Source organism: Pseudoxanthomonas sp. JC1303 (genome assembly GCF_058448525.1).
Map to the genome: position 1 here is coordinate 412,352 of NZ_CP185958.1, position 19,825 is coordinate 432,176.

At 68.5% G+C, this 19,825-nt stretch carries 17 protein-coding genes; 3 read left to right on the forward strand and 14 right to left on the reverse strand.

What is annotated here, in order from left to right; genetic code table 11:
* Positions 1-9: 9 nt before the first annotated feature.
* From ACORQU_RS01955 to ACORQU_RS01965, 3 genes are all read right to left on the reverse strand, one after another.
* Positions 10-678 carry a LemA family protein gene (locus ACORQU_RS01955; protein ID WP_491643047.1) on the reverse strand — a complete coding sequence of 223 codons (669 nt, stop codon included), beginning with the start codon at positions 676-678 and terminating at the stop codon, positions 10-12.
* Between the two features lie 92 nt (positions 679-770).
* Positions 771-1,520: a TerC family protein gene (locus ACORQU_RS01960; protein WP_491643049.1), complete on the reverse strand. Its 750-nt coding sequence runs from the start codon at positions 1,518-1,520 to the stop codon at positions 771-773.
* A 14-nt stretch (positions 1,521-1,534) separates the two neighbouring features.
* Positions 1,535-1,939 (reverse strand): diacylglycerol kinase, encoded by a 405-nt coding sequence (locus ACORQU_RS01965; RefSeq protein ID WP_271645046.1) that lies wholly within the window; start codon positions 1,937-1,939, stop codon positions 1,535-1,537.
* A 188-nt stretch (positions 1,940-2,127) separates the two neighbouring features.
* On the opposite strand from ACORQU_RS01965, the gene ACORQU_RS01970 reads away from it, so the two are divergent.
* Positions 2,128-2,865 (forward strand): SGNH/GDSL hydrolase family protein, encoded by a 738-nt coding sequence (locus tag ACORQU_RS01970; protein WP_491643050.1) that lies wholly within the window; start codon positions 2,128-2,130, stop codon positions 2,863-2,865.
* Positions 2,866-2,881: 16 nt separating this feature from the next.
* On the opposite strand, the gene ACORQU_RS01975 is transcribed toward ACORQU_RS01970, so the two are convergent.
* The 3 genes from ACORQU_RS01975 to ACORQU_RS01985 all read right to left on the reverse strand — a co-directional run bounded on the left by ACORQU_RS01975 (position 2,882) and on the right by ACORQU_RS01985 (position 5,906).
* The gene (locus ACORQU_RS01975; RefSeq protein ID WP_491643051.1) at positions 2,882-3,820 is read right to left on the reverse strand and encodes an isoaspartyl peptidase/L-asparaginase family protein; all 939 of its coding nucleotides are present in this window, start codon (positions 3,818-3,820) and stop codon (positions 2,882-2,884) included.
* A gap of 63 nt (positions 3,821-3,883) precedes the next feature.
* Positions 3,884-5,149, reverse strand: coding sequence for a sensor histidine kinase (locus ACORQU_RS01980; protein ID WP_491643053.1), 1,266 nt, complete (start codon positions 5,147-5,149; stop codon positions 3,884-3,886).
* Between the two features lie 55 nt (positions 5,150-5,204).
* Complete coding sequence (locus tag ACORQU_RS01985) at positions 5,205-5,906, reverse strand: response regulator transcription factor (protein WP_271645040.1); 702 nt, start codon at positions 5,904-5,906, stop codon at positions 5,205-5,207.
* A gap of 334 nt (positions 5,907-6,240) precedes the next feature.
* On the opposite strand from ACORQU_RS01985, the gene ACORQU_RS01990 reads away from it, so the two are divergent.
* Entirely contained in the window at positions 6,241-6,360 is a 120-nt protein-coding gene (locus ACORQU_RS01990; RefSeq protein WP_491643055.1) for a DMT family protein, read from the forward strand.
* A 95-nt stretch (positions 6,361-6,455) separates the two neighbouring features.
* Here the strand turns inward: ACORQU_RS01990 and mazG are convergent, their stop codons facing one another.
* From mazG to nudE, 4 genes are read right to left on the reverse strand one after another with little or no spacing between them, the layout of a single operon-like run.
* Positions 6,456-7,292 carry a nucleoside triphosphate pyrophosphohydrolase gene (gene mazG, locus ACORQU_RS01995; RefSeq protein ID WP_491643057.1) on the reverse strand — a complete coding sequence of 279 codons (837 nt, stop codon included), beginning with the start codon at positions 7,290-7,292 and terminating at the stop codon, positions 6,456-6,458.
* 42 nt (positions 7,293-7,334) lie between these two features.
* Positions 7,335-8,180: an EamA family transporter gene (locus tag ACORQU_RS02000; RefSeq protein WP_491643059.1), complete on the reverse strand. Its 846-nt coding sequence runs from the start codon at positions 8,178-8,180 to the stop codon at positions 7,335-7,337.
* A gap of 7 nt (positions 8,181-8,187) precedes the next feature.
* Positions 8,188-8,982 carry a 3'(2'),5'-bisphosphate nucleotidase CysQ gene (gene cysQ / locus ACORQU_RS02005; RefSeq protein WP_491643061.1) on the reverse strand — a complete coding sequence of 265 codons (795 nt, stop codon included), beginning with the start codon at positions 8,980-8,982 and terminating at the stop codon, positions 8,188-8,190.
* Entirely contained in the window at positions 8,979-9,527 is a 549-nt protein-coding gene (nudE, locus tag ACORQU_RS02010) for an ADP compounds hydrolase NudE (RefSeq protein ID WP_271645034.1), read from the reverse strand. The genes cysQ and nudE overlap by 4 nt, the downstream gene beginning before the upstream one ends.
* A 148-nt stretch (positions 9,528-9,675) precedes the next feature.
* Between nudE and ACORQU_RS02015 the strand changes: the two genes are divergently transcribed.
* Complete coding sequence (locus tag ACORQU_RS02015; protein ID WP_491643063.1) at positions 9,676-10,410, forward strand: 16S rRNA (uracil(1498)-N(3))-methyltransferase; 735 nt, start codon at positions 9,676-9,678, stop codon at positions 10,408-10,410.
* Between the two features lie 93 nt (positions 10,411-10,503).
* Here the strand turns inward: ACORQU_RS02015 and ACORQU_RS02020 are convergent, their stop codons facing one another.
* The 4 genes from ACORQU_RS02020 to ACORQU_RS02035 all read right to left on the reverse strand — a co-directional run bounded on the left by ACORQU_RS02020 (position 10,504) and on the right by ACORQU_RS02035 (position 19,799).
* Positions 10,504-10,911 (reverse strand): EF-hand domain-containing protein, encoded by a 408-nt coding sequence (locus ACORQU_RS02020; protein WP_271645031.1) that lies wholly within the window; start codon positions 10,909-10,911, stop codon positions 10,504-10,506.
* 72 nt (positions 10,912-10,983) lie between these two features.
* Positions 10,984-11,463, reverse strand: coding sequence for a chemotaxis protein CheW (locus ACORQU_RS02025; RefSeq protein WP_271645029.1), 480 nt, complete (start codon positions 11,461-11,463; stop codon positions 10,984-10,986).
* A 4-nt stretch (positions 11,464-11,467) separates the two neighbouring features.
* Positions 11,468-12,904: a chemotaxis protein CheB gene (locus ACORQU_RS02030; RefSeq protein WP_491643065.1), complete on the reverse strand. Its 1,437-nt coding sequence runs from the start codon at positions 12,902-12,904 to the stop codon at positions 11,468-11,470.
* A complete protein-coding gene (locus ACORQU_RS02035) occupies positions 12,891-19,799 on the reverse strand; it encodes a hybrid sensor histidine kinase/response regulator (protein ID WP_491643067.1) in 6,909 nt (2,302 codons plus the stop codon). The genes ACORQU_RS02030 and ACORQU_RS02035 overlap by 14 nt, the downstream gene beginning before the upstream one ends.
* Positions 19,800-19,825 lie beyond the last annotated feature (26 nt).

Sequence of the window (19,825 nt, forward strand, 5' to 3'; positions counted from 1 at the left end):
GGGATGTCCTTATTGCGCCGGGGCGGGAGACGGCGCCGGCGCCTGGCGGGTGGCGGGCTCGGTCGTGGCGGGCGCCTGGGGCTGCACCGGCGCTGGCTGACTGAAGTCAACGGTCGGCGCCTGCGAAAGCTGGGCCTCGTTGGCCACCGAGAAATTGGGCTTCTCCTTGGCACCGGTGACCTTGGCCGTCAGCACCTGCGGGAACTGGCGGATATAGGTGTTGTAGTCCTGCACGGCCTGGATGTAACGGCCGCGCGCGACAGTGATGCGGTTCTCGGTGCCTTCCAACTGCGCCTGCAGGTCACGGAAGTTCTGATCGGACTTGAGCGTGGGGTAGTTCTCGCTGACCACTAGCAGGCGGCTCAGCGCGCTCCCCAGCTCACCCTGTGCCTGGGAAAACTGCTGCAGCGAGGACGCATCGTCGGCATTGACCTGGATCTGGCCCACGCGGGCCCGGGCATTGGTGACCTCGGTCAGCACCTGGCGCTCCTGCTGCGCGTAGCCCTGCACGGTGCGCACCAGGTTGGGAATCAGATCGGCGCGGCGCTGATACTGGTTGAGGACCTCCGACCAGCTGGCCTTCACGGCCTGATCCTTCTGCTGGATGGTGTTGTAGCCGCACCCGGCCAACAGGCCAAGGGTCGCGAGCAGCAAGATCGAACGGATGAGGCTGCGCATGGTGCGTGGGCTCCTGTGTTCGGGCACGGGCGGCACGACCGGCCGCAAGGGTCACACTATGAACAGGGCGACATGAAGACCTCGTTGCAGCCCTAGAACTCCCCCGCACCCTTGATCCCGTGCTGCGCCGCACGGCGCCGCATCCACAGGTTGAGCCCCTCGACCAGCGCCGAGAAGCCCATGGCGAAGTACACATAAGCCTTGGGGACATGCAGCTCCAGGCCATCGAGCACCAGCACCACGCCCACCAGCACGATGAACGCCAGCGCCAGCATCTTGACCGTGGGATTGGCGTCGATGAAGCGCCCCAGCGGATTGGCCGCCAGCAGCATCATCAGCACCGCCAGCACGATGGCCGCGACCATGATCGGGATGTCCTTGGCAAAGCCAACCGCGGTGATCACCGAGTCCAGCGAGAACACGATGTCGATGATCGCGATCTGCAGGATCACCAGCCCGAAGACCGAGGACACCTTGGTCGTGGACGGGTCCTCGTCCTCGCCGCCGCTGACCAGCTCGCGGATTTCCATGATCCCCTTCACCACCAGGAACACGCCACCGACGATCAGGATCAGATCGCGTATCGAGAAGCCCATGCCAGCGACCGTGAACAGATCCGAGCTCATCCGGGCCAGATAGGCCAGCGAGATAAGCAGCGCGATGCGCGTCAGGCAGGCCACCGCGATGCCGAGCTTGCGTGCACCGGCGCGGCGCGCTTCGGGCAGGCGGCTGACGGCGATGGAGATGAACACCAGATTGTCGATGCCCAGCACGATCTCCAGCGTGCTGAGCGTCAGCAGCGTCAGCCACGACTGGGGGTCGGCGAGGAATTCGAGGTTCATGCAGGGGGTAGGTCCTAAAGCGAGGGGGAGAACAACAACAGGTACAGACGCGGCCCGAGGATCAGGCCCCAGCAGAGCAGCACGTTGAGCATGGCCATCAACACCGCGGCCGATCCCATGTCCTTGGCGCGGCCGGCAAGCTCGTGAAACTCCGCCCCGTAGCGCTCGATGACCGCCTCGATGGCCGAATTCAGCAGCTCCACGCCCAGCACCAGCAGCAGGCATCCCACCAGCAGCGCCCGCTCCACGCCGGTACTGCCCCACCAGAGGCCCAGCGGCGCAAGAATCACGCACAAGAGCACTTCCAGACGGAAGGAGGACTCGTATAGCCAGGCCGCCCGCAGCCCCAGCCAGGACCAGCGCGCGGCCTTCAGAATCCGGGCCGGACCACGCGGGGTATGCCCGTAGAGATCGGCCACGCTCAGGCGCCCCGGCCGTGCGGCGGCGCCGGCCCGAAGACCGGGAACGGAACAGAATCGATGGACATCAGGCCGCTCGTGTCGCGCAAGGCCGGTGATTTTGCCATATCGCCACACCGGGCCGGATTTGCAACGCCAAGGCCAGCCTGCTCCACTGGCGCCCGGTTTGTATTCCGGGAGGACGTTGCATGGGTATGAAGTCAGGTCTTGTCTGCGCCGCGTTGGCGGCCGTCCTGCTGGGCGGTTGCGCCCAGGCACCGGTGGCAACCGTGCCACCGCCCGCGCCAGCGCCGGCGCAGCCACTTGAAGTGGCCAGTGGGCAGGTCTCCAATGCGGCCTGGGCCGCGGACATGGATCACTTCGCCGCGCAGGACGCGGCCAACCCGCCGCCCCGCGACGCGGTTCTTTTCATCGGTAGCTCGTCGATCCGCAAATGGACCTCGCTGGCCCAGGATTTCCCGGGGGCCACCGTGATCAACCGCGGCTTCGGTGGCTCGGAGGTCCGCGACAGCACCTATTACGCCGACCGCATCGTGGTGCCCTACCACCCGCGCAAGATCGTCTTCTATGCCGGCGACAACGATCTGGCGGCCGGGCGCAGCCCGCAACAGGTCGCCGCGGACGTGGCGGCGTTCGTCCAGCGCATCCGGCACGACCTGCCGGGCGAACCGGTGGTCTATGTCGCGATCAAGCCCAGCCCCTCGCGTGCGAACCTGCTGCCGCAGATCCGTCAGGCCAATGCGCTGATCGAAGCGATGGCCGCCAAGGATCCCGGGCTGACCTTCGTCGACGTGTTCACTCCGATGCTCAAGGCCGACGGCAGCCTGCGACCGGAATTGTTCGGCCCGGACATGCTGCACATGAACGCCGACGGCTACGCGCTGTGGACCCGACTGTTGAAGCCTTACGTCGACGCCGCGCGCTGAGGCGTGCGCACCATGGTCAGTCGCGGAAGATGCGCGTGCAGCGCTGGCCATGGCGGTCGATCCACCCCCGGTACATGCCGGAGGTACTGAACGGCATCGCCAGGTTCCCGCCCGCATCCACCGCGATCGCGCCGCCGTCCCCGCCCAGCGCGGGCACTTCGCCCAGGATCACCGCCTCGCTCGCCTCGGCCAGCGAGGCCCCGCCGTAGGCCATGCGCGCGGCGATGTCGTGTGCCGCGGCACAGCGGATATAGATCTCGCCCCAGCCCGTTGCGGACACCGCGCAATGCGCGTCGGCCCAGGTCCCCGAGCCGATCAGGGGCGAGTCACCGATCCGGCCAAAGCGCTTGTTGGTCATGCCACCGGTGGACGTCGCCGCAGCAAGACGCCCGTGGCAGTCCAGTGCCACCGCGCCGACCGTTCCGAAGTAGCGTCCCTTGAGCCCATCGCCAGGCGCAGTCTCGCGGGCCTGCGCCTGCAGCAGTTGCGCGTGGCGCGCGGGCGTTCCAAACCAGGCATTCGGGACCCGCTCCAGGTCCGGCAGCCCGTCGGCGAAGCGCTCGGCGCCTTCGCCGGCCAGCAGCACGTGCGTAGAGCGCTCCATGACCGCGCGCGCCAGTCGCACCGGATTGCGCACCGTGCGCACGCCGGCCACCGCGCCTGCACGGCGCGTGTTTCCTTCCATCAACGCGGCGTCCAGTTCGTGGGCGCCCTCGGCCGTGAACACGGCGCCGAACCCGGCATTGAAGCAGGGCGACTCCTCCAGCCGGATCACTGCGGCTTCCACCGCATCCAGCGCGGTTCCGCCATCGCGCAACAGCACGTGCCCCGCCTCAAGCGCCGCGCCCAGGGCCGCATGGATGACCCGCGCTTCGTCGGCGGACAGCGCGTCCGGCTCGATCACCCCAGCCCCACCATGGATTGCAAGCACGAAAGGCGCATCGCAGACAGGCATCAACGACTCCGGGTTTGCGCGTCCAGCGCAGGATACCCCCCGTTTTCCGGTTGCGCCGGGACGCTATGGCGCGAAGCGCACCGTCGCGGTCGTGCCCTGGCCCAGTACGCTGGCCAGCTCGACCTTCCAGCCGAAGCGCTGGCACAAGCGGTGCACGATCGACAGGCCCAGGCCGGTGCTGTGCTGGCGTGACTCGTCTACCCGGTAGAACGGTTCGAAGGCGCGCAACATCGCGTCGGAGGTCATGCCGATGCCCGAATCGCGCACCACGAACTGGTCGGTCTCCACGATGACCTCGATCCGGCCCTCGTCGGTATAACTGCAGGCATTGCGCAACAGGTTGCTGACCACCACGTGCATGACCCGCGGCGGGGCGTGCAAGCGCGGCTTGGCATTGCACACGACGGTGAGATCCACCGGCTTGCCGATCAGCAGGTCGCGCGCGCTCTCGGCCTCGTCCAGGACGATCTCGGCCACTCCGAAATCCTCGCTCTGCGGCTCGACATCGGCCTCACGCGCCAGGATCAGGAAGGCATCGATCACCGCTTCCATCTCGCGGCTCGAGCGCTGGATACGCTGCAGCGAGCGCACCGCGCGCGGCGGCAACTCTCCGGCCAGCGCCAGGTCACTGGCGACCCGGATGACGGTCAGCGGCGTGCGCAGTTCGTGGCTGGCGTCGCGGGTGAAATCCCGCTCGCGCGCGACCTGGGCGGCCACGCGCTCGGACAGTCCGCGTAGGGCCACGGCCAGTTGCCGGGCCTCGCCCTGGACTTCCTTGGGCAGGTGTTCGGGCGCCAGCGCCGTGGTGTCCGGCTCGCGCGGATCCCACTGGGCCACCTGCCGGGCCAGCCACGACACCGGCGACACCAGCCGTTTGAAGAAGCGATAGGTCAGATAGGACGCGCCGTAGAGTGCCGCGAGGCACAGCAGCAACGGCAAGGTCCCGGACCAGAAGAACAGTCGCTCGGCCTGCGTCCCGAGCCACACCAGATAAAGCCGCCCGGGCCCCTTGTCCTCGACCAGCACCAACTCGCGCCCTACGTTGTGCGTGCCTGGCGCCAGGCCGCGCAGTTCATCCGGCAGGGTCAGCTCGGACTGCCCGCGCAGGACCAGGTAACCGCGCAGGTCATGGGTGTTTGGGGGCGGTTGCGCCGGCGAGGCGGCGTACAGCCCCCAGAAATGCGAGGCCTCCTCGCGCAGCATGGTCTGCACGAGGCTGTGCTTGATGACCGAAGACGCGATGAGCACGGTCGCGATCACCGCAAGGCTGGCCAATGCCACCCTCAGGATGAAGGCGATCCTGATGCTGCGTGGAAGTCCGTGGGGCACGACGATCGAATCGAAAGAACCTGGGCCAGGTGGGCGCCGCGGCGCCCGCCCGGGCTCAGGTAATGTCGGCGACGCGATAGCCGGCACTCTGCACGGTATGCAGAAGCGGCTTGTCGAACGGCTTGTCGATCACCTTGCGCAGGTTGTAAAGATGGCTGCGCAGGGTGTCCGAGTCGGGCAGACCATTGCCCCAGATTTCGCGTTCGATCTCTTGACGCGTCACCACGCGCGGCGATTCACGCATCAGGATGGTCAACAGGCGCAGGCCGATCGGCGAGAGCATCAGCTCGGTTCCACCGCGGGTCACGCGCATGCTCACCGGATCCAGGACCAGGTCGGCGACCTTGAGCACCTCCGATCCCACCTGACGACGCTCGCGGCGAATCAGCGCGCGCAGGCGGGCTTCCAATTCCTGGATGGCGAAGGGCTTGGTGAGGTAATCATCAGCACCGGTGCCCAGGCCGCTGAGCTTGTCGTCCAGGGTGTCTCGGGCGGTCAGCATCAGCACCGGGGTGGACTTGCGGGCCTCGCTGCGCAGGCGGCGGCACACTTCCAGGCCGTCCATGCGCGGCAGCATCAGGTCCAGCACCAACACGTCATAGCTGTTTTCAGTCGCCAGACGATAGCCATCCAGCCCGTCGGACGCGTAATCCACCTCGAATCCCTTGCCTTCGAGGTACTCACCAATCATCTCGGAGATGTTGCGGTTGTCTTCGACAACCAGCACCAGCCCCGAGGTCTCCTGCGCATGCCGCATAGTCAGATCTCCGGAGAAACGCAAACTTCAGGTTTGTGAAACTAAAGAGCCACCGGTCGACAGCGCGTGAAGACCACAACGCATAAGGGCTCAAGCGAGGCTCGGTTCACCCGGATTCAGCCAGGGACGGCGCTTTGGCGTCATGAGTGGCTGGAGTCGCGCTCCCGCTTCGCGGGCGATCTCCCATGCTCGACCGTGTCCTGACCATCATCGTGCTGCCGGGCTCCGACATTTCCATGACTTTCACCTGGTACGGACATCTCGACTGCACGGCCGTGCCGCTGCTGGTGATCGTGACCATTGGGGCACCGCCTTCTTCGCGTAAAGCCTGCAGATGCCTGCAAACCGCATGGGCAGCGCGGTCTACCCGGTGGTCCAGCTCAAGACGATCCCGGAGATCATCAGCCAGGCCGTGTTCGCGGGATTTCGATTTGGTCGCTGCGCCAACCGCTGAAGTAAAACCACGGCGTGGCGTTCGCCATGATCGTGGGCGCCGCCCTCCTGATGTTCTACGACCCCGGCGCCTGAGGACACCGATCCTGGGAGGCTTCAGCCGCCAGCTTGGCGCTCGTTGCGCTTGACCCGTTGCCACAGGGCCTCCTGGGCCTCCAGCTCAAGCTCGGCGAACGTGAGGCCATCGCGTTCGGCTTCCGCTTCCATGGCGCGGAAGCGGCGCTCGAACTTGGCATTGGCATGGCGCAAAGCGCTGCCCGCATCGACCTGGGACTTGCGGGCCAGATTGAGGCAGACGAACAGCAGGTCTCCGATCTCGTCCTGTAGGCGCGCCGCGCGATCAGGGTCATCGACGTCGCGCGCCAACTCAGCCCGCACCTCAGCCATTTCCTCCTCGAGCTTGGCCATGACCGGCGCCGGGCCGGGCCAGTCGAAGCCGGTCTTGGCCGCGCGCGACTGCAGCTTGAGCGCACGCTGCCACTCGGGCATGCCGCGCGAGATGGCGGCCAGGGCCGAGGCGTCCTGCTCGCCCTTGCCTGCACGCTCGAGACGCTTGATCTCCTCCCAGTTCCGCGCCACGTCCGCCGCATCGTCTGCTTGCACGGAGGCGAAGATGTGCGGGTGGCGACGCACCAGCTTGTCGCTGATCGCATCGGCCACCTCGTCGAACTCGAAAGCCCCCTGCTCGGCGGCCATCTGCGCATGGAAGACCACCTGCAGCAGCAGATCGCCCAACTCGTCCTTCAGATCGTCCAGGTCGCCACGGTCGATCGCATCGACGACCTCGTAGGCTTCCTCGATCGTGTAGGGGGCAATCGTGGAGAAATCCTGCGCCAGATCCCAGGGGCAGCCGCGTTGCGGGTCGCGCAGGCGCGCCATGATCGACAGCAGGCGATCGATGGAAGGTGTCTGGACAGGATCTGGCGCAGGCATGGTGTCTCCATGTGGGGGAAGTCACCGCACAGTGTAGGCAGCTCAGGCCAGACGGATGACCACCACACCGGCCACGATCAGCGCCGCGGCCACGATGCGCGCCGGCGGCAAGCGCTCGCGCAGTCGCAGCGCACCAATGAGCAACGCGAACAGCACGCTGGTTTCGCGAAGCGCCGACACCAGGCCTACTGCGGCATGCGTGGTCGCCGCGATCACCAGCGTGTAGGCGAGCATCGACATCGCACCGCCGGCCAAGCCCGCGCGCCAGTGCGGTCCCAGCGTGGCGAACACGCGCGGCCCGCGCACCGCCCCCAGCAAGGTCACCGCGACCACGCCGTTGGTAACGAACAACCACGCCGCATAGGACCACGGCGCATCGTTGGCGCGCGCGCCGCTCGCATCGCACAGGGTGTAGGCCGCGATGCAGGCGCTGGTGGCCAGCGCGCTGCGCAGCAGTGGCCCGCGCGGCGCACTGGTCCGGCCTCCGCCGCGCAGGGCCATCCAGGCGATCCCCGCCACCAGCAATCCCAGGCCCAGGCTGCCCCACGGCCCCAATGTTTCATCGAGCAGCGCCCAGGCGGCCAGGGCCACGAGCAGCGGCGCCCCGCCCCGCGCCAGCGGATAGGCCTGGCTCAGGTCACCGTGCCGGTAGGCCTGGGCCAAGCACAGGTTGTAGGCGACATGGAGGACGGCCGACAGACCGATCCACAGCCACATCTGCGGCGTCGGCCAGGCGACGAACGGCACCAGGCACAGCGCTGCCAGTCCGGCGCAGGCCTGGATGAGCGAAGCCGAGACGAAGCGGTCCAGCCCCAGCTTGAGCAGCGCGTTCCAGCCGGCGTGAGTCACTGCCGCCAGCAGCACCAGCGCGAACCAGCCGGCGCTCATGCGTGCGCTAGCGCCAGTCCTGCCAGGGCAGCTGTGGGTCGCCCAGCGCCATGAAGTCCCCGTTGAGCAGGGTTTCGCGCCGGTTGTAGCGGAAGGCCCGGCCATCGGGCGCCAGCAGCACGCCGCCGGCAGCCTCCAGGATGCATTGCCCGGCACCGGTGTCCCACTCGCAGGTCGGGCCGAAACGCGGATAGATGTCCAGCGCGCCTTCGGCGATGCGGCAGAACTTCAGCGAGGAGCCCAGCGGGATGGGCTCGGCATCGGGCAACTGGTCGAGGACGGCCTGCGTGCGTGGATCGCGGTGCGAACGGCTCGCGGCTACGCGTAGCGGCGCGTTCGCCGGACGCCGGGTGCGCAGTTCCTGGTCGGTTTGGCCATCCCGGCGCAGCGCACGGTGCCCCGCCTGCGCGTGCCAGATGGTGCCGGTCACCGGCGCCATGATCACTCCGAACACCGGCTGGTGCGCCTCGATCAGGGCGATGTTGACCGTGAACTCGCCATTGCGCTTGACGAACTCGCGGGTGCCGTCGAGGGGATCGACCAGCCAATAGGCATGCCAGTCCTGGCGGGTGGCCCAGGGAATGTCGGCCCCCTCCTCGCTCAGCAGCGGCAGCTCCGGCGTCAACCGGCGCAGGCCGTCGGCGATGATGTGATGGGCGGCCAGGTCGGCGCGCGTGAGCGGGCTGTTGTCGGCCTTGTGCTCGACGTCGAAATCTTCCGCGTAGACCTGCATGATGGCGGCCGACGCATCACGGGCGATGGCGATGACCGCCTCGTGCAGGTCTGCGGTGATGCGGCTCATGCCTGGCCCGCCAGCCACTCGCGGGCGATGAACAACGCGGCGAGCGAGCGCCCCTCGGAAAAATCCTCGCGCAGCATCAGCTGATCGAGCGCATCAAGCTTCCACGGCACGACTTCAAGCTCCTCGGGTTCATCGCCGGGCAAACGCTCCGGATACAGGTCGCGCGCCACCACCAGCCACGACTGGTGGCTCATGTAGGTGGGCGCCAGGGTCATCGCACGCAGGACATCCAGACGACGCGCGCCATAGCCTGCCTCTTCCTTCAACTCGCGGTCGGCCGACTGCGCCGGTGTCTCACCGGCATCCATCCGCCCTTTCACCAGGCCCAGCTCATAGCGATGCATGCCGGCGGCGTACTCGCGCACCAGCAGCACGGTGTCCTTGTCGAGCATGGGGACCACCACGACGGCACCATGACCTCGCCCGACCTGGCGCTCGAACTGGCGACGCTCGCCGTTGGAGAACTCCAGGTCCAGGCGCTCCATCTGCAGCGGCCCGACATCGTGCCGGGTCACGCCGTGGATGGTGGGCAGCTTGCGGCTCACGCGGATCGCCTGCTGCCGCACGGGGCAGCGGCGGATATCATGGAAGAATGCAGGAAGATCATCAGCCGCGAATCCTAGCAGAGCGGGCCAGCGTTTCCCCGCCTGATCGCCAACCGCTCCGTCCCACCATGCCGACAGCGGGCACGCCATGCGCCTGACCCGCGTCCACGTCGAGCAGCCCCTGGCCGTTGGCATGCAGCTCGACCTCCCGGAGGAAGCCGCCGCGCATCTGTCGCGGGTGCTGCGCCTGCGCCAGGGCGATGCCTGCGTGCTGTTCAACGGTGATGGGCATGACTACGACGCGCGCCTGGGCGTGGTGGGCAAGCGCACCAGCCAGGTGGAGATCACCGGCGCACGCGCCGTCCAGACCGAGTCCCCGTTGCAGGTGACGCTGCTGCAAGGGATCGCCCGCGGGGAGAAGATGGACCTGATCCTGCAGAAGGCCACCGAGCTGGGCGTCAACGCGATTGTGCCTGTCGATTCGGAGCGCTCGGAAGTCAGGCTTTCCGGAGAGCGCCTGCAGAAGCGCGTGTCGCACTGGCGTGGCGTCGTCCGCGCCGCTTGCGAGCAGTCCGGTCGCGCCCGCGTCCCGGATGTGCGCGAGCCGGTCGCGATCGCGACCGCCGCCGGCTACTTGCCGGCCGACGACCTGCGCCTGTTGCTCGATCCGATCGGCACCCAGCGCCTGACCACCCTGGTCCGACCGGCGTCTGGCCAGGTGGTGATCGCCATCGGGCCGGAAGGCGGCTGGTCGCCCCGCGACCGGCAAGCCCTGGAGGGCATGGGCTTCCAGGGTCTGCGCCTGGGGCCACGCGTGCTACGGACGGAAACCGCGGGCCTGGCCGCCATTGCCGCGGTCCAGGCGTTGCTTGGCGACCTCTGAGCAAGCCTGTGCCGGGACCGTTGAAGCAAAGACGCCGGGCAATGCCCGGCGTCTTTTCATCTCTGGCGGAAGAAAGAAAAGATCAGACGCGGCTCAATGCCATTGGGAGAGCTCTTCCGGCGTGATCTTGCCGTCGTGATTCTTGTCGACCAGACGGAACTCGCTGTACAGCGCCTGGTCCTGCGGGATCTCGTCCTTGGTCAGCACGCCATCCCCGTTCTTGTCCAGTTCGGCGACGGTGACGTGGTAATCGGCGGCATTGGGCAACTTGTTCGGCTGTCCCCAGTTCACGGTGACCGGCCCCTGCGGCGTCTCCATCGTCATGGTCTTGAAGCCCGGAGGCGGCAACTCGGTGGTCAGGGTGTTGTCTGCAGAGCGCGGCGGTGGCGCCACGGTCTGGGCAGCGGTCGACGGCGGAGCGGTAGCCGACTGGGCTTGGGCAGCACCCGCGGCGGCCAGCAGCAGGCACGACCACAGGCTGCGTTGGAACGTGGACTTCATGTGCGGGGCCTCGCGAGATCAAAAACAGGTGCAAAACCTCGCACCAACGCCGCGAATGAGGCGTGAACCGGCTCAGACGGCGCTGGTCGCCTGGGCCGCGGCCTCGCACACCAGGGTTTCGATGGCTTCCAGGTCCGGCAACAACGCCGACTCGTCGCCCAGCAGCACGCGCATTTGCACGCCTTGCGGAAGCGGCTCCTCGCTGGCGTCGGCCAGCAGCCCGTCGCGGGGCACCGAGATCAGTCGCGGGAACGACTGGGTCATCAGCCCGATGTAGGGCGTGGTCTCACTGCCGGTCAGGGTCTTGAGGACCACGATCTTGCTGCTGCTGGTCACCGGCTCGTGGCCGAGGCCGCCCAGGTCGACCATCGAGAACACCGGCACCTGCCAACCCTGCCAGTCGATCCTGCCCGGCATCCAGTGCGGGGTTCCCTCCACGGCCTGGACAGGCACGCGCGAGAGGACTTCGGCCACGGTGGCGTTCGGCAGCAGGACGCGCTCGGCGCCGGCCTGGATCAGGAAGCCTCGGATTTCGTCGTTGGAACGGGTCATGCGATCAGCCTCCCAAGGCGTCGACGATGCGCTGGGCCAGCGCTTCGGGGGTCGCGGTCTCCCCGCCCCCCTGTTCAAGGGCCTTGGCCGCCGTCCAGTCATAGCAGCCCTGCAACGACTGTCCGCCCACCAGGGCCCCGCGCGCGGCGAGCATCAAGGCAGGCTCCGCGCATTCCACCCCGGCGCCGCTGAGCAGCAGGACCGCGGTGCGTGCGGGGGGAAGCGCATCGAGCAGACCGGTCACATCCGATGCCCCCTCGCCGAAGACCACGACGCCATCCTGCGCCGCCGCCGCCACCTGATCGGGTACGACATAGACGTAACCCGCCCGCGCGGCCATGCCGGGTTTGGCGAGCAGCACCGGCAGCGGCGATGCGCGCTCCATCTGGCGTGCTAGGTTGTCATAGCGGCCGCCATCCAGGCGCAATTGCACCAGCACCGGCAGCGTGAAATCCGCCGGCAGGCCAGCCAGGACCCGACGCACGGCATCGGGTCCGCCGATGCCGGCGTACAGCAGGACCGCACCGGCGACCTTGGCGCCCGCGGCCTCCTGCGTGGCGTCCCCGACCGTTTCGGCCTCGATCGCTTCCAGCTCGAAATTCAGGTGGTCCAGCCCGGGCGGGAGAACCGGGGCGGCCATCGGCTCGCGCCTGGCCGGCGCCACGATCTCGAAATCCTCCACCAGCGACAGGTGCGCGAATGAAGGGAGTGCGGGCGGAGCTGCCGCTTGCGTGGGCTCAGCCATTGGCTGGGCAGGCGGCGCCTCGATCGCGTCCGGCTGCACGCTGGCGGCATCGACCGGTGCGGAGAAATCGTCCACCAGCGCGAGCCGCTCGGGCTGCTCGGGCGGGGTCCAGCGCTCGGCATCGATGCTGAACGCCGCCGACGCCTGGTCGGCCTCCTGATCCTGTTCGATCGAGGTCGGATCGAACTGGAATCCGGTGTCCTCGGGCAGCGCGGCGGCCTGTCCGGCGGCTTCCTGCAGATGCCTGTCGACCGTATCGTCGCTGACCTCGGCTGGCGCTTGCGGGCGGCCTGGCTCAGGCTGGGGCGCCTCGATCTCCAGGCCCGGAGGCAGCACGTCGCGATGCCCGTACAGCTTGGCCGCCAGGTGGCGCGCCCAGCGCTGGGCGTCCCAGCCATCGCGCGAGGTAGCCAGCTCGGCGTCGTCATAGATGACGGTCAGCGCCGGATCGCACAACACCGCGTCCAACTGGACCAGCGCGTCCTCGATGGCCGGCTCCAGCGCGACCAGCACCGCTTGCGGGCTGGCCGCGGACAGTGCTTCCGGCGCCAGTGCGTTGGGATCGTCCTCCAGCGCGATCTGCGCGCCGGCTCCCAACAGCGCATCGCGCAGCTGGTCGCGGGCGCGCCCGGGCCGGGCCAGCAGGGCCACCCGCGGCGCGGCGGGCGGCACGGTGTCGGACTCAATCGCGGACACGGGCAATCCCCAGCAGGTCGTAGACATTACGCATCAGGTCCAGCTCCTGGTACGGCTTGCCCATGTAGCGCTGCACGCCGATCTCCAGGGCGCGTTGGCGATGCTTGTCGCCGGTCCGCGAGGTGATCATCACGATAGGCACGCCGGCAAAACGCGGGTCGGCCTTCATCGCCGTGGCCAGCTCATAGCCGTCCATGCGCGGCATCTCGATATCCAGCAGCATCAGGTCCGGAACACGTTCCTCCAGGCGTTCCAGCGCTTCGACGCCATCGCGCGCGGTGCTGACCTCGAAGTTATGGCGTTCCAGCACACGGCTGGTGACCTTGCGCATGGTCAGCGAATCGTCGACCACCATCACCAGCGGCACCTGGCGCTGTTCGACGACCGCGACGACCGGCGTGATCGAGGTCGGCTGGGTCATGTAGCGACGCACCAGCGGCGCGGCATCCAGGATCACCACCACACTACCGTCGCCGGTAATCGTGGCGCCGTAGATGCCGGGGATGGAACCGATCTGCGGACCCACCGGCTTGACCACGATCTCGCGGTTGCCCAGCACCTGGTCCACCGCCACGGCCGCGCGCAGCTCGCCGGCGCGGACCATAAGCAGCGGAACCACCGGCTGGCCTTCGGCCTTGGCCGGGTCCAGGCCCACCAGGGTGCCCATGTCGTGCAGCGCGTATTCCTCGCCCCCATAGACGTAACTGGCCCCGGAGTCGAAACGCTCCCGGCTCAGGCGCCCCACACCGCCGACCGCGGCCACCGACACCGCGAACTGGGTTTCGCCAACCTGCACGAACACGGCCTGGGTGACCGCCAAGGTCTGCGGCAGGCGCAGGGTGAAGGTGGTGCCGCGACCTGCGACCGACGCGATTTCCAGGGTACCGCCAAGCTGACGAACCTCGTTGTGGACCACGTCCATGCCCACGCCACGCCCCGCGAGCTGGCTGACTTCCTCTGCGGTCGAGAAGCCCGGCTCCAGGATCAGGCGTTCCAGATCCATCTCAGACAGCTCGGCGCCAGGCTTGAGGATGCCGCGCTGTTCGGCGCGACGCCGAATGGCGGCGTGGTCGATGCCGGCGCCGTCGTCGGCCACCTGCAGCACCACTTCCGACCCCTCGCGGCGCAGCACGACGCGCACGCTGCCTTCTTCGGGCTTGCCCGCATCGCGGCGTGCCTGCGGCGACTCCAGGCCATGGGCCACCGCATTGCGCAGCAAATGCTCAAGCGGCGCGGTCATGCGCTCCAGGACGTTGCGGTCCAGTTCGCCATGGGCGCCTTCCAGCTGCAGCTGGGCTTGCTTGCCGGTGTCCTGCGCCGCCTGGCGCAACACCCGGCGCAGACGCGGGACGCTGCCTTCGAACGGCACCATGCGCGCGCGCATCAGGCCGTCCTGCAGTTCCGAACTCACGCGCGACTGCTGACCCAGCAGGCTGTCGTTCTGGCGCGCCAGATCGTCCAGCACGCCCTGCAGGCCGCTGATGTCGGCCGCGGACTCGGCCAGTGCACGGCTGAGCTGCTGCAGGGTGGAGAAGCGATCCAGTTCCAGCGGATCGAATTCGGCGTCACGGGTGTCGTGCTCGCGTTGGTAGCGGGCCACGATCTGGGCTTCGGTCTCCAGGTCCAGGCGCCGCAACTGATCGTGCAAGCGGGTGTTGGTGCGATCCAGCTCGGCCATGGCCGCGCGGAAGGCGCCCATCTGCTGCTCCAGGCGCGCTCGGTAGATCGCCACTTCGCCGGCGTTGTTCACCAGCTGATCGAGCAGATCGGCGCGCACACGCACCTGTTCTTGACCGGTGCTGAGGCTGGTGGTGTCTTCCTCGCCGGCCGCCTCCAGATCGATCGGCGCCGACAGCGGAGCCAGGTGCGGGATCGGCTGCGGACCGGTGGTGGCCACCGCTGCCACCGCGGCAAGGGCTTCGAGCGGGCGCGGCGCGGCAGGCGTGTCGAAAGCGGCCGTGGCGGCCACCTGCACCTCGCGCTCCGTTTCCGGTGCCTCCAGGTGTTCTGGGGCTTCCGGCACGGCGTCGGCAGCGTGGCTGGCCTCCGCCTCGCTCGGTGCGTGCACCTCGAATGCCGCTGTGTCGACGGTCTCGGCCAACTCCTGGTTGTCGGGCGTCGACACTGGCGCATCCACGCCGGCGTCGAAGGCGATGCCGTCCACATCCAGCGCAGGCAGGGGGTCTTCCTCGTTTGCCTGCTCCGCGTCCGGGTCCGCCGACGCCATTACATCTTCGGTCTCCGCGGGCTCGGACACCGTCGGATCGAACGCGGCGGCCTCCAGGTTGCCAGCGGCGACCTCCTCGACCTCGACGACGTCCGTGGGTGCATCCGTCTCGAAGGACGACGCAGGGTGCTCGACGAACTCGGCGGCTTCGCGCTGTTCTGCGTCGTCGATCACCGCGGCTTCGGAAGTCGCGCCGACATCGTCCATGGCGGCGGTGAACTCCGCAGGCGCCTCGGCAGCGTCCGAAGCCAACGACTCGGGCACGTCCACGCCGGTCGTCGGCGTGCCCGCTTCCTCGGTCTCTGCCGGCTCGACCGCGACAGGCGACGCCTCGTCTGGCAACGTCGCACCTTGTGCGCGTGCATCGAATTCCGCGACCAGCTGCGGCTGCGACTCGACCACCAGATAATCGGCCGTGCGCGCCAGCATGCCGTGCAGCACGTCGAAGCCGCGCTCGAGCAGCCCGACCACGCCACGATCCACCTCCGCACGATGTTCGGCGACCTGCTCCAGGAGCGATTCGATCGCATGCCCCAGGTCGCCGATCGCCGCGATCCCGGCCATGCGGGCGCCACCCTTGATGGTGTGCAGATCGCGCTGCAGGCCGATCACCAGGCTGCGGTCGTCCGGGGTTTCACGCAGACGCGCCAGCAGGCCATCGGAGTGATCGAGCAGATCGTTGCCTTCCTCGACGAAGATGTCGACCAGATCGCGGTCGAACATCTCGAAGTCCAGGGTCCGGGCGGCCGCCTGCGAGGGCGGGTCGCTGACCGGCGGCTGCGGCGCATCGACCACGGCAACGCCTGGGTCCTCCTGGGACGCGGTCGTTTCAGCAGGCCCATCAGCAGGCGTATCGTCGGACGATGCCTCGCCCACGACAGGCAGGTCGGGGCTAGGGTCTTCGGTAGCACCCGCCGCCAGCGACTGAGCGTCTTCCGCGATGGAATTTTCGGGCGCATCGAAGATAGCCTCGGCCTCAGGGGTCGCAGGCGCGATGGCCTCCTCGACGACCTGCGGGGAGAGGGTCTCGGCCCAGGCCGCGGCTTCGGCGGCCGCTTCTGGCGGGGTCAGATCGACGTCCTCAACCGCGTCAGCATCGACCGGCGCCACGGACCAGGCGGCCGCGTCTTCCAGAACCAAGGCCTCTTCGGTCTCGGGGCTGGTCGCCGGCAGGGCGGCGGCATCCAGGGTCTCGACATCGACCTCGGGATCCTGGACGGACATGCGCTCGATGTCGTGCGGTTCCACCAGTGCCTGCGGCTCGCCGTTCTCCACCTCGAGCGGTGTGTCGGGCTGCTCGGCCGGCGCGTCGAACTCGGCGGCCACCGGGTCGAAGGAGGGACCTGCCGACAGGTCGCTTTCGGACATCTCCAGCGCCTCGCCATCCTGCGCGGTCGGCTCGGCCGACAGCTGGCCGTGGTCGCCATGATCGAGATCGAACCCGTCGTCCCGACTCGCTGCATCGCTGCCAGGCTGCTCGGGCGCCGGCATCCCGGGCCCGGTCGATTCTGGTGTATCGATGAAACGCGACAGGTCCATCGCGCCGGTGAGCTCGGTCCCGGCAGGGATATCCGGCGTGAAGTCCGTGGCGCCCTGCCCGGCATAGGTGTTCTGCCGGCGGTCGTCGATCACCGTGGACAACGGCCGCGGCGCCTGCGGCAATCCGTCGCGCAGTTCGGAGAGCGTCGCGCACAGCGCGGTGAAGTGCGGGATGCGCGCCTGCTCGGCCTGCAGCGCGGTCATCGTGTCGCGGACGGCCACGGTCGCTGCCGCCAGGCCCGCGACGCCGGCCGGATCAATGCTGGCACCGTTGCCCAGCGCACGCTTGATGTACTGCTCGGCGCGGCCGGTCACCTCGGTGATTTCCGGCACGTCGGCCATGGCAAAAGCGCCATTGAGGGTGTGGAAGGCGCGCAGCAGGGACTCGCTGGCGGCCAGGCCTTCGCGCCCGGGCATCCACTGGGCCAGCCAGCCATCGACGGTCTGCAGGTGGTTGGCGACCTCGGCCTCGAGAATCTCGCGCAGGACGCTGTCGACCGAAGCCGGCGTGCCTTCCAGATCGGACTCCGGCGCGGCCACTGCGGTCTGTTCGGCGTCCGCAAGGTCGCGCCCTGCGGCCTCGACTGACGCGGGGGCGGCGGACGGCGCGCTGTAGAAGGCCTCCTCGCCCTGGGCGATACGCTCGGCGATGTCCTCGATCCCGGCCAGATCGGCGGTGACTCCCGGCTGGCCGCGCAGGGCTTGGTTGAGTTGCGGCAGCGTGGCGGTGGCCTGGTCGAGCAGTGCCACCACGGCAGGCGTGGGCGCGCGGGTGCCATCAAGCACGCGATTGAGCGTGTTCTCGATTTTCCAGGCGAACTCACCCAACTGGCGCGCGCCGACCAGGCGGCCGCTGCCCTTGAGGGTGTGGAAGACGCGCCGGATCGAACGCAGGCGCTCCAGGTTGTCCGGATCGGCGCGCCAGCCGGGCAGCATCTCGTGCAGGCTGGCGATTTCCTCGTCGAACTCCTCCAGGAAGACGTCGCGGATCTCGTCGTCGATGTCCTGGCCGCTGGCGTCGAACCCCGACTCCAGGGCAGGCGCGCCCGTCTCGATGGCCGCGGCCGGGACCGGTGCGTCATCGGCCACCGCCACGGCAGGCGTGTCGGCGACGGCCTGCGGTGCAACGTCCCCCACCTCGGGCAACGCCGCATGGAGTCCGCCGGTCGGCAACTGGTCCGCGTATTCGGCGTATTCACTGGCTACCGGATCGAACTGCGCGAAAGCCGCCTCGTCCGGAACATAGGCCGGAAGCTCCGGACCGCGCTCGAGCTCGACCAGCGGCTCGGCCGGCGCGCTGCTCGGCGCGTCCTGATCCAGCGTCGGCTGGGATGGCGCGTCATCCAGGGAGACGGCCGTGGGTTCCGCGGTCGCAGGTGCGAATGACGGTGGCGTGTCGTCGACGGGCTCGACCGCCGCCGTCTCGATGTCTTCTGCGGCCGCTGCGGCAGGCGCGGGCAGCGGCCAGTAGCGCAAGGCCTCCAGGCTGGAGCGCGCGATGTCCATCAGCTCGTCGCGATTGGGGCGGCGTTCGCGCAACGCTTCCAGGTAGTACTCCAGGCTGGCCATGGCATCGGCCAGGGTGTCCAGCTGGGTGCCGCTGGGCACGCGCTTGCGTTCGATCAACTCGGTGGCGATGTAGCGACGCACGCCTTCGACGTAGTCGGCCGGCTCGGCCAGTTCGAGCATGCGCAGGGCGCCGCACACCTCTTCCAGCAAGCGTGGGGTGTCGGCCAGTTGACCGTGGTCCCAGTCCATCTCGATGAAGGCTACGAACTGGTGGCGGACCTCGGCGAAATTGCGGATCGCCTCGCCCGCCAGAACCTCGACCGTGTTCTGGGATTCGCTGGCTTGGGGCTGGGTAGTCCCCTCCTCGGCCAGGTTTGCGGCCTGGTCGTCCAGGGAGGCATCGACATAGAGCAGCGCGCCGGCGATATCGAGCAAGGCGCTCTCATCGGGCGTACGACGCCCATCGACCAGCTCGGCCAGGGACTCGCGCTGCTGCAGGACCACGTTGCGGGCCAGCCCCTGTCCCATCATGCCCAGGGTGTCGGCGATGCTGCCAAGCTCGGCCACCAACGGGGCGAGCTCTGCGATCTGCGCGCCGGTGCGCAACTGCAGGTCGAGCGCGTCTTTCACGCGCATCAGTTCTTCCTTCACCGCACCGCCGACGGTGTCCAGCAGCGCGCGATTGCGTCCGCTGATACTGCTGCGGGCGTGCTCGATTTCGGCCTGGCTCGGCGAAGCGCCGGCCAGATCGAAGGCTTGCCGGAGGTCTTCCAGCGCCGGATGCGCCGCGTCGGTCTTGGCGACCTGGTACAGCAGTTGGCGGGTCGGCTCCTGCCCTGGCGCTGCCGCGCCGGGCACCAAGCCCTGGCGGATCTGGCGCACGACGCGGTCCACACCGACGAAGGCCTGGTGCAGCGCGGGGCTGGGGGCGATGGCCCCATCGCGCATCGCCTCGGCGACCGAGGTGGCCACCCACAGCATGCGCCGGGCGACGGTGTGCTCGGCCAGGCGCTGCAGCGGCTGCAGCGCCGAGGCAAGCGCGCCGACATCGGCAGGCGCCGCATCCTCGCTCCAACCGGACAGGATGCGCTCGAAATGATCGCAGGCCTGGGCGAAGCGGATCTCGCGGGTATTCCCGGGGAGCGGCTCGGTGGCGGGAACGTCCTGGGGCAAGGGGCGATCCAGGTCGGGCGCGAACAGCACGCTCTCGCTCAGGCCTGTCTCGCCACGCGCGGCGCGGATGTCGTTGAGCAGGGGCAACAACACGATCGGAATGTCGCGGTGCCCGCTTTGCAGGCGCTCCAGGTAATCGGGCAACAGCACCGTGCCACGCATCAGCGTCGCGCACGCCTCGTTCGCATCGGCCACCCGGCTCTCCTGCAGAGCCTGGGCGAGCTTTTCCAGCTCCTCGGCCACCATCGCCGGCGCGTACAGCTCCACCATGTGCAGGGTGCCCTGCACCTGGTGCAGGTAACCCACGCACGCCTGCATGCGCGCGGTGTCGGCCAGGTTCTCGGCAAAGGCCTCGATCTCACCGCGCACCAGGCGCAGGGTCTGGTCCAGCTCCGGCTTGACCCAGCCGAGCACGGCGTGGCTCATCGCTTCGCGAAGGGCGCTCATGGCTGCACCTGCGCGCGGGTGACCGT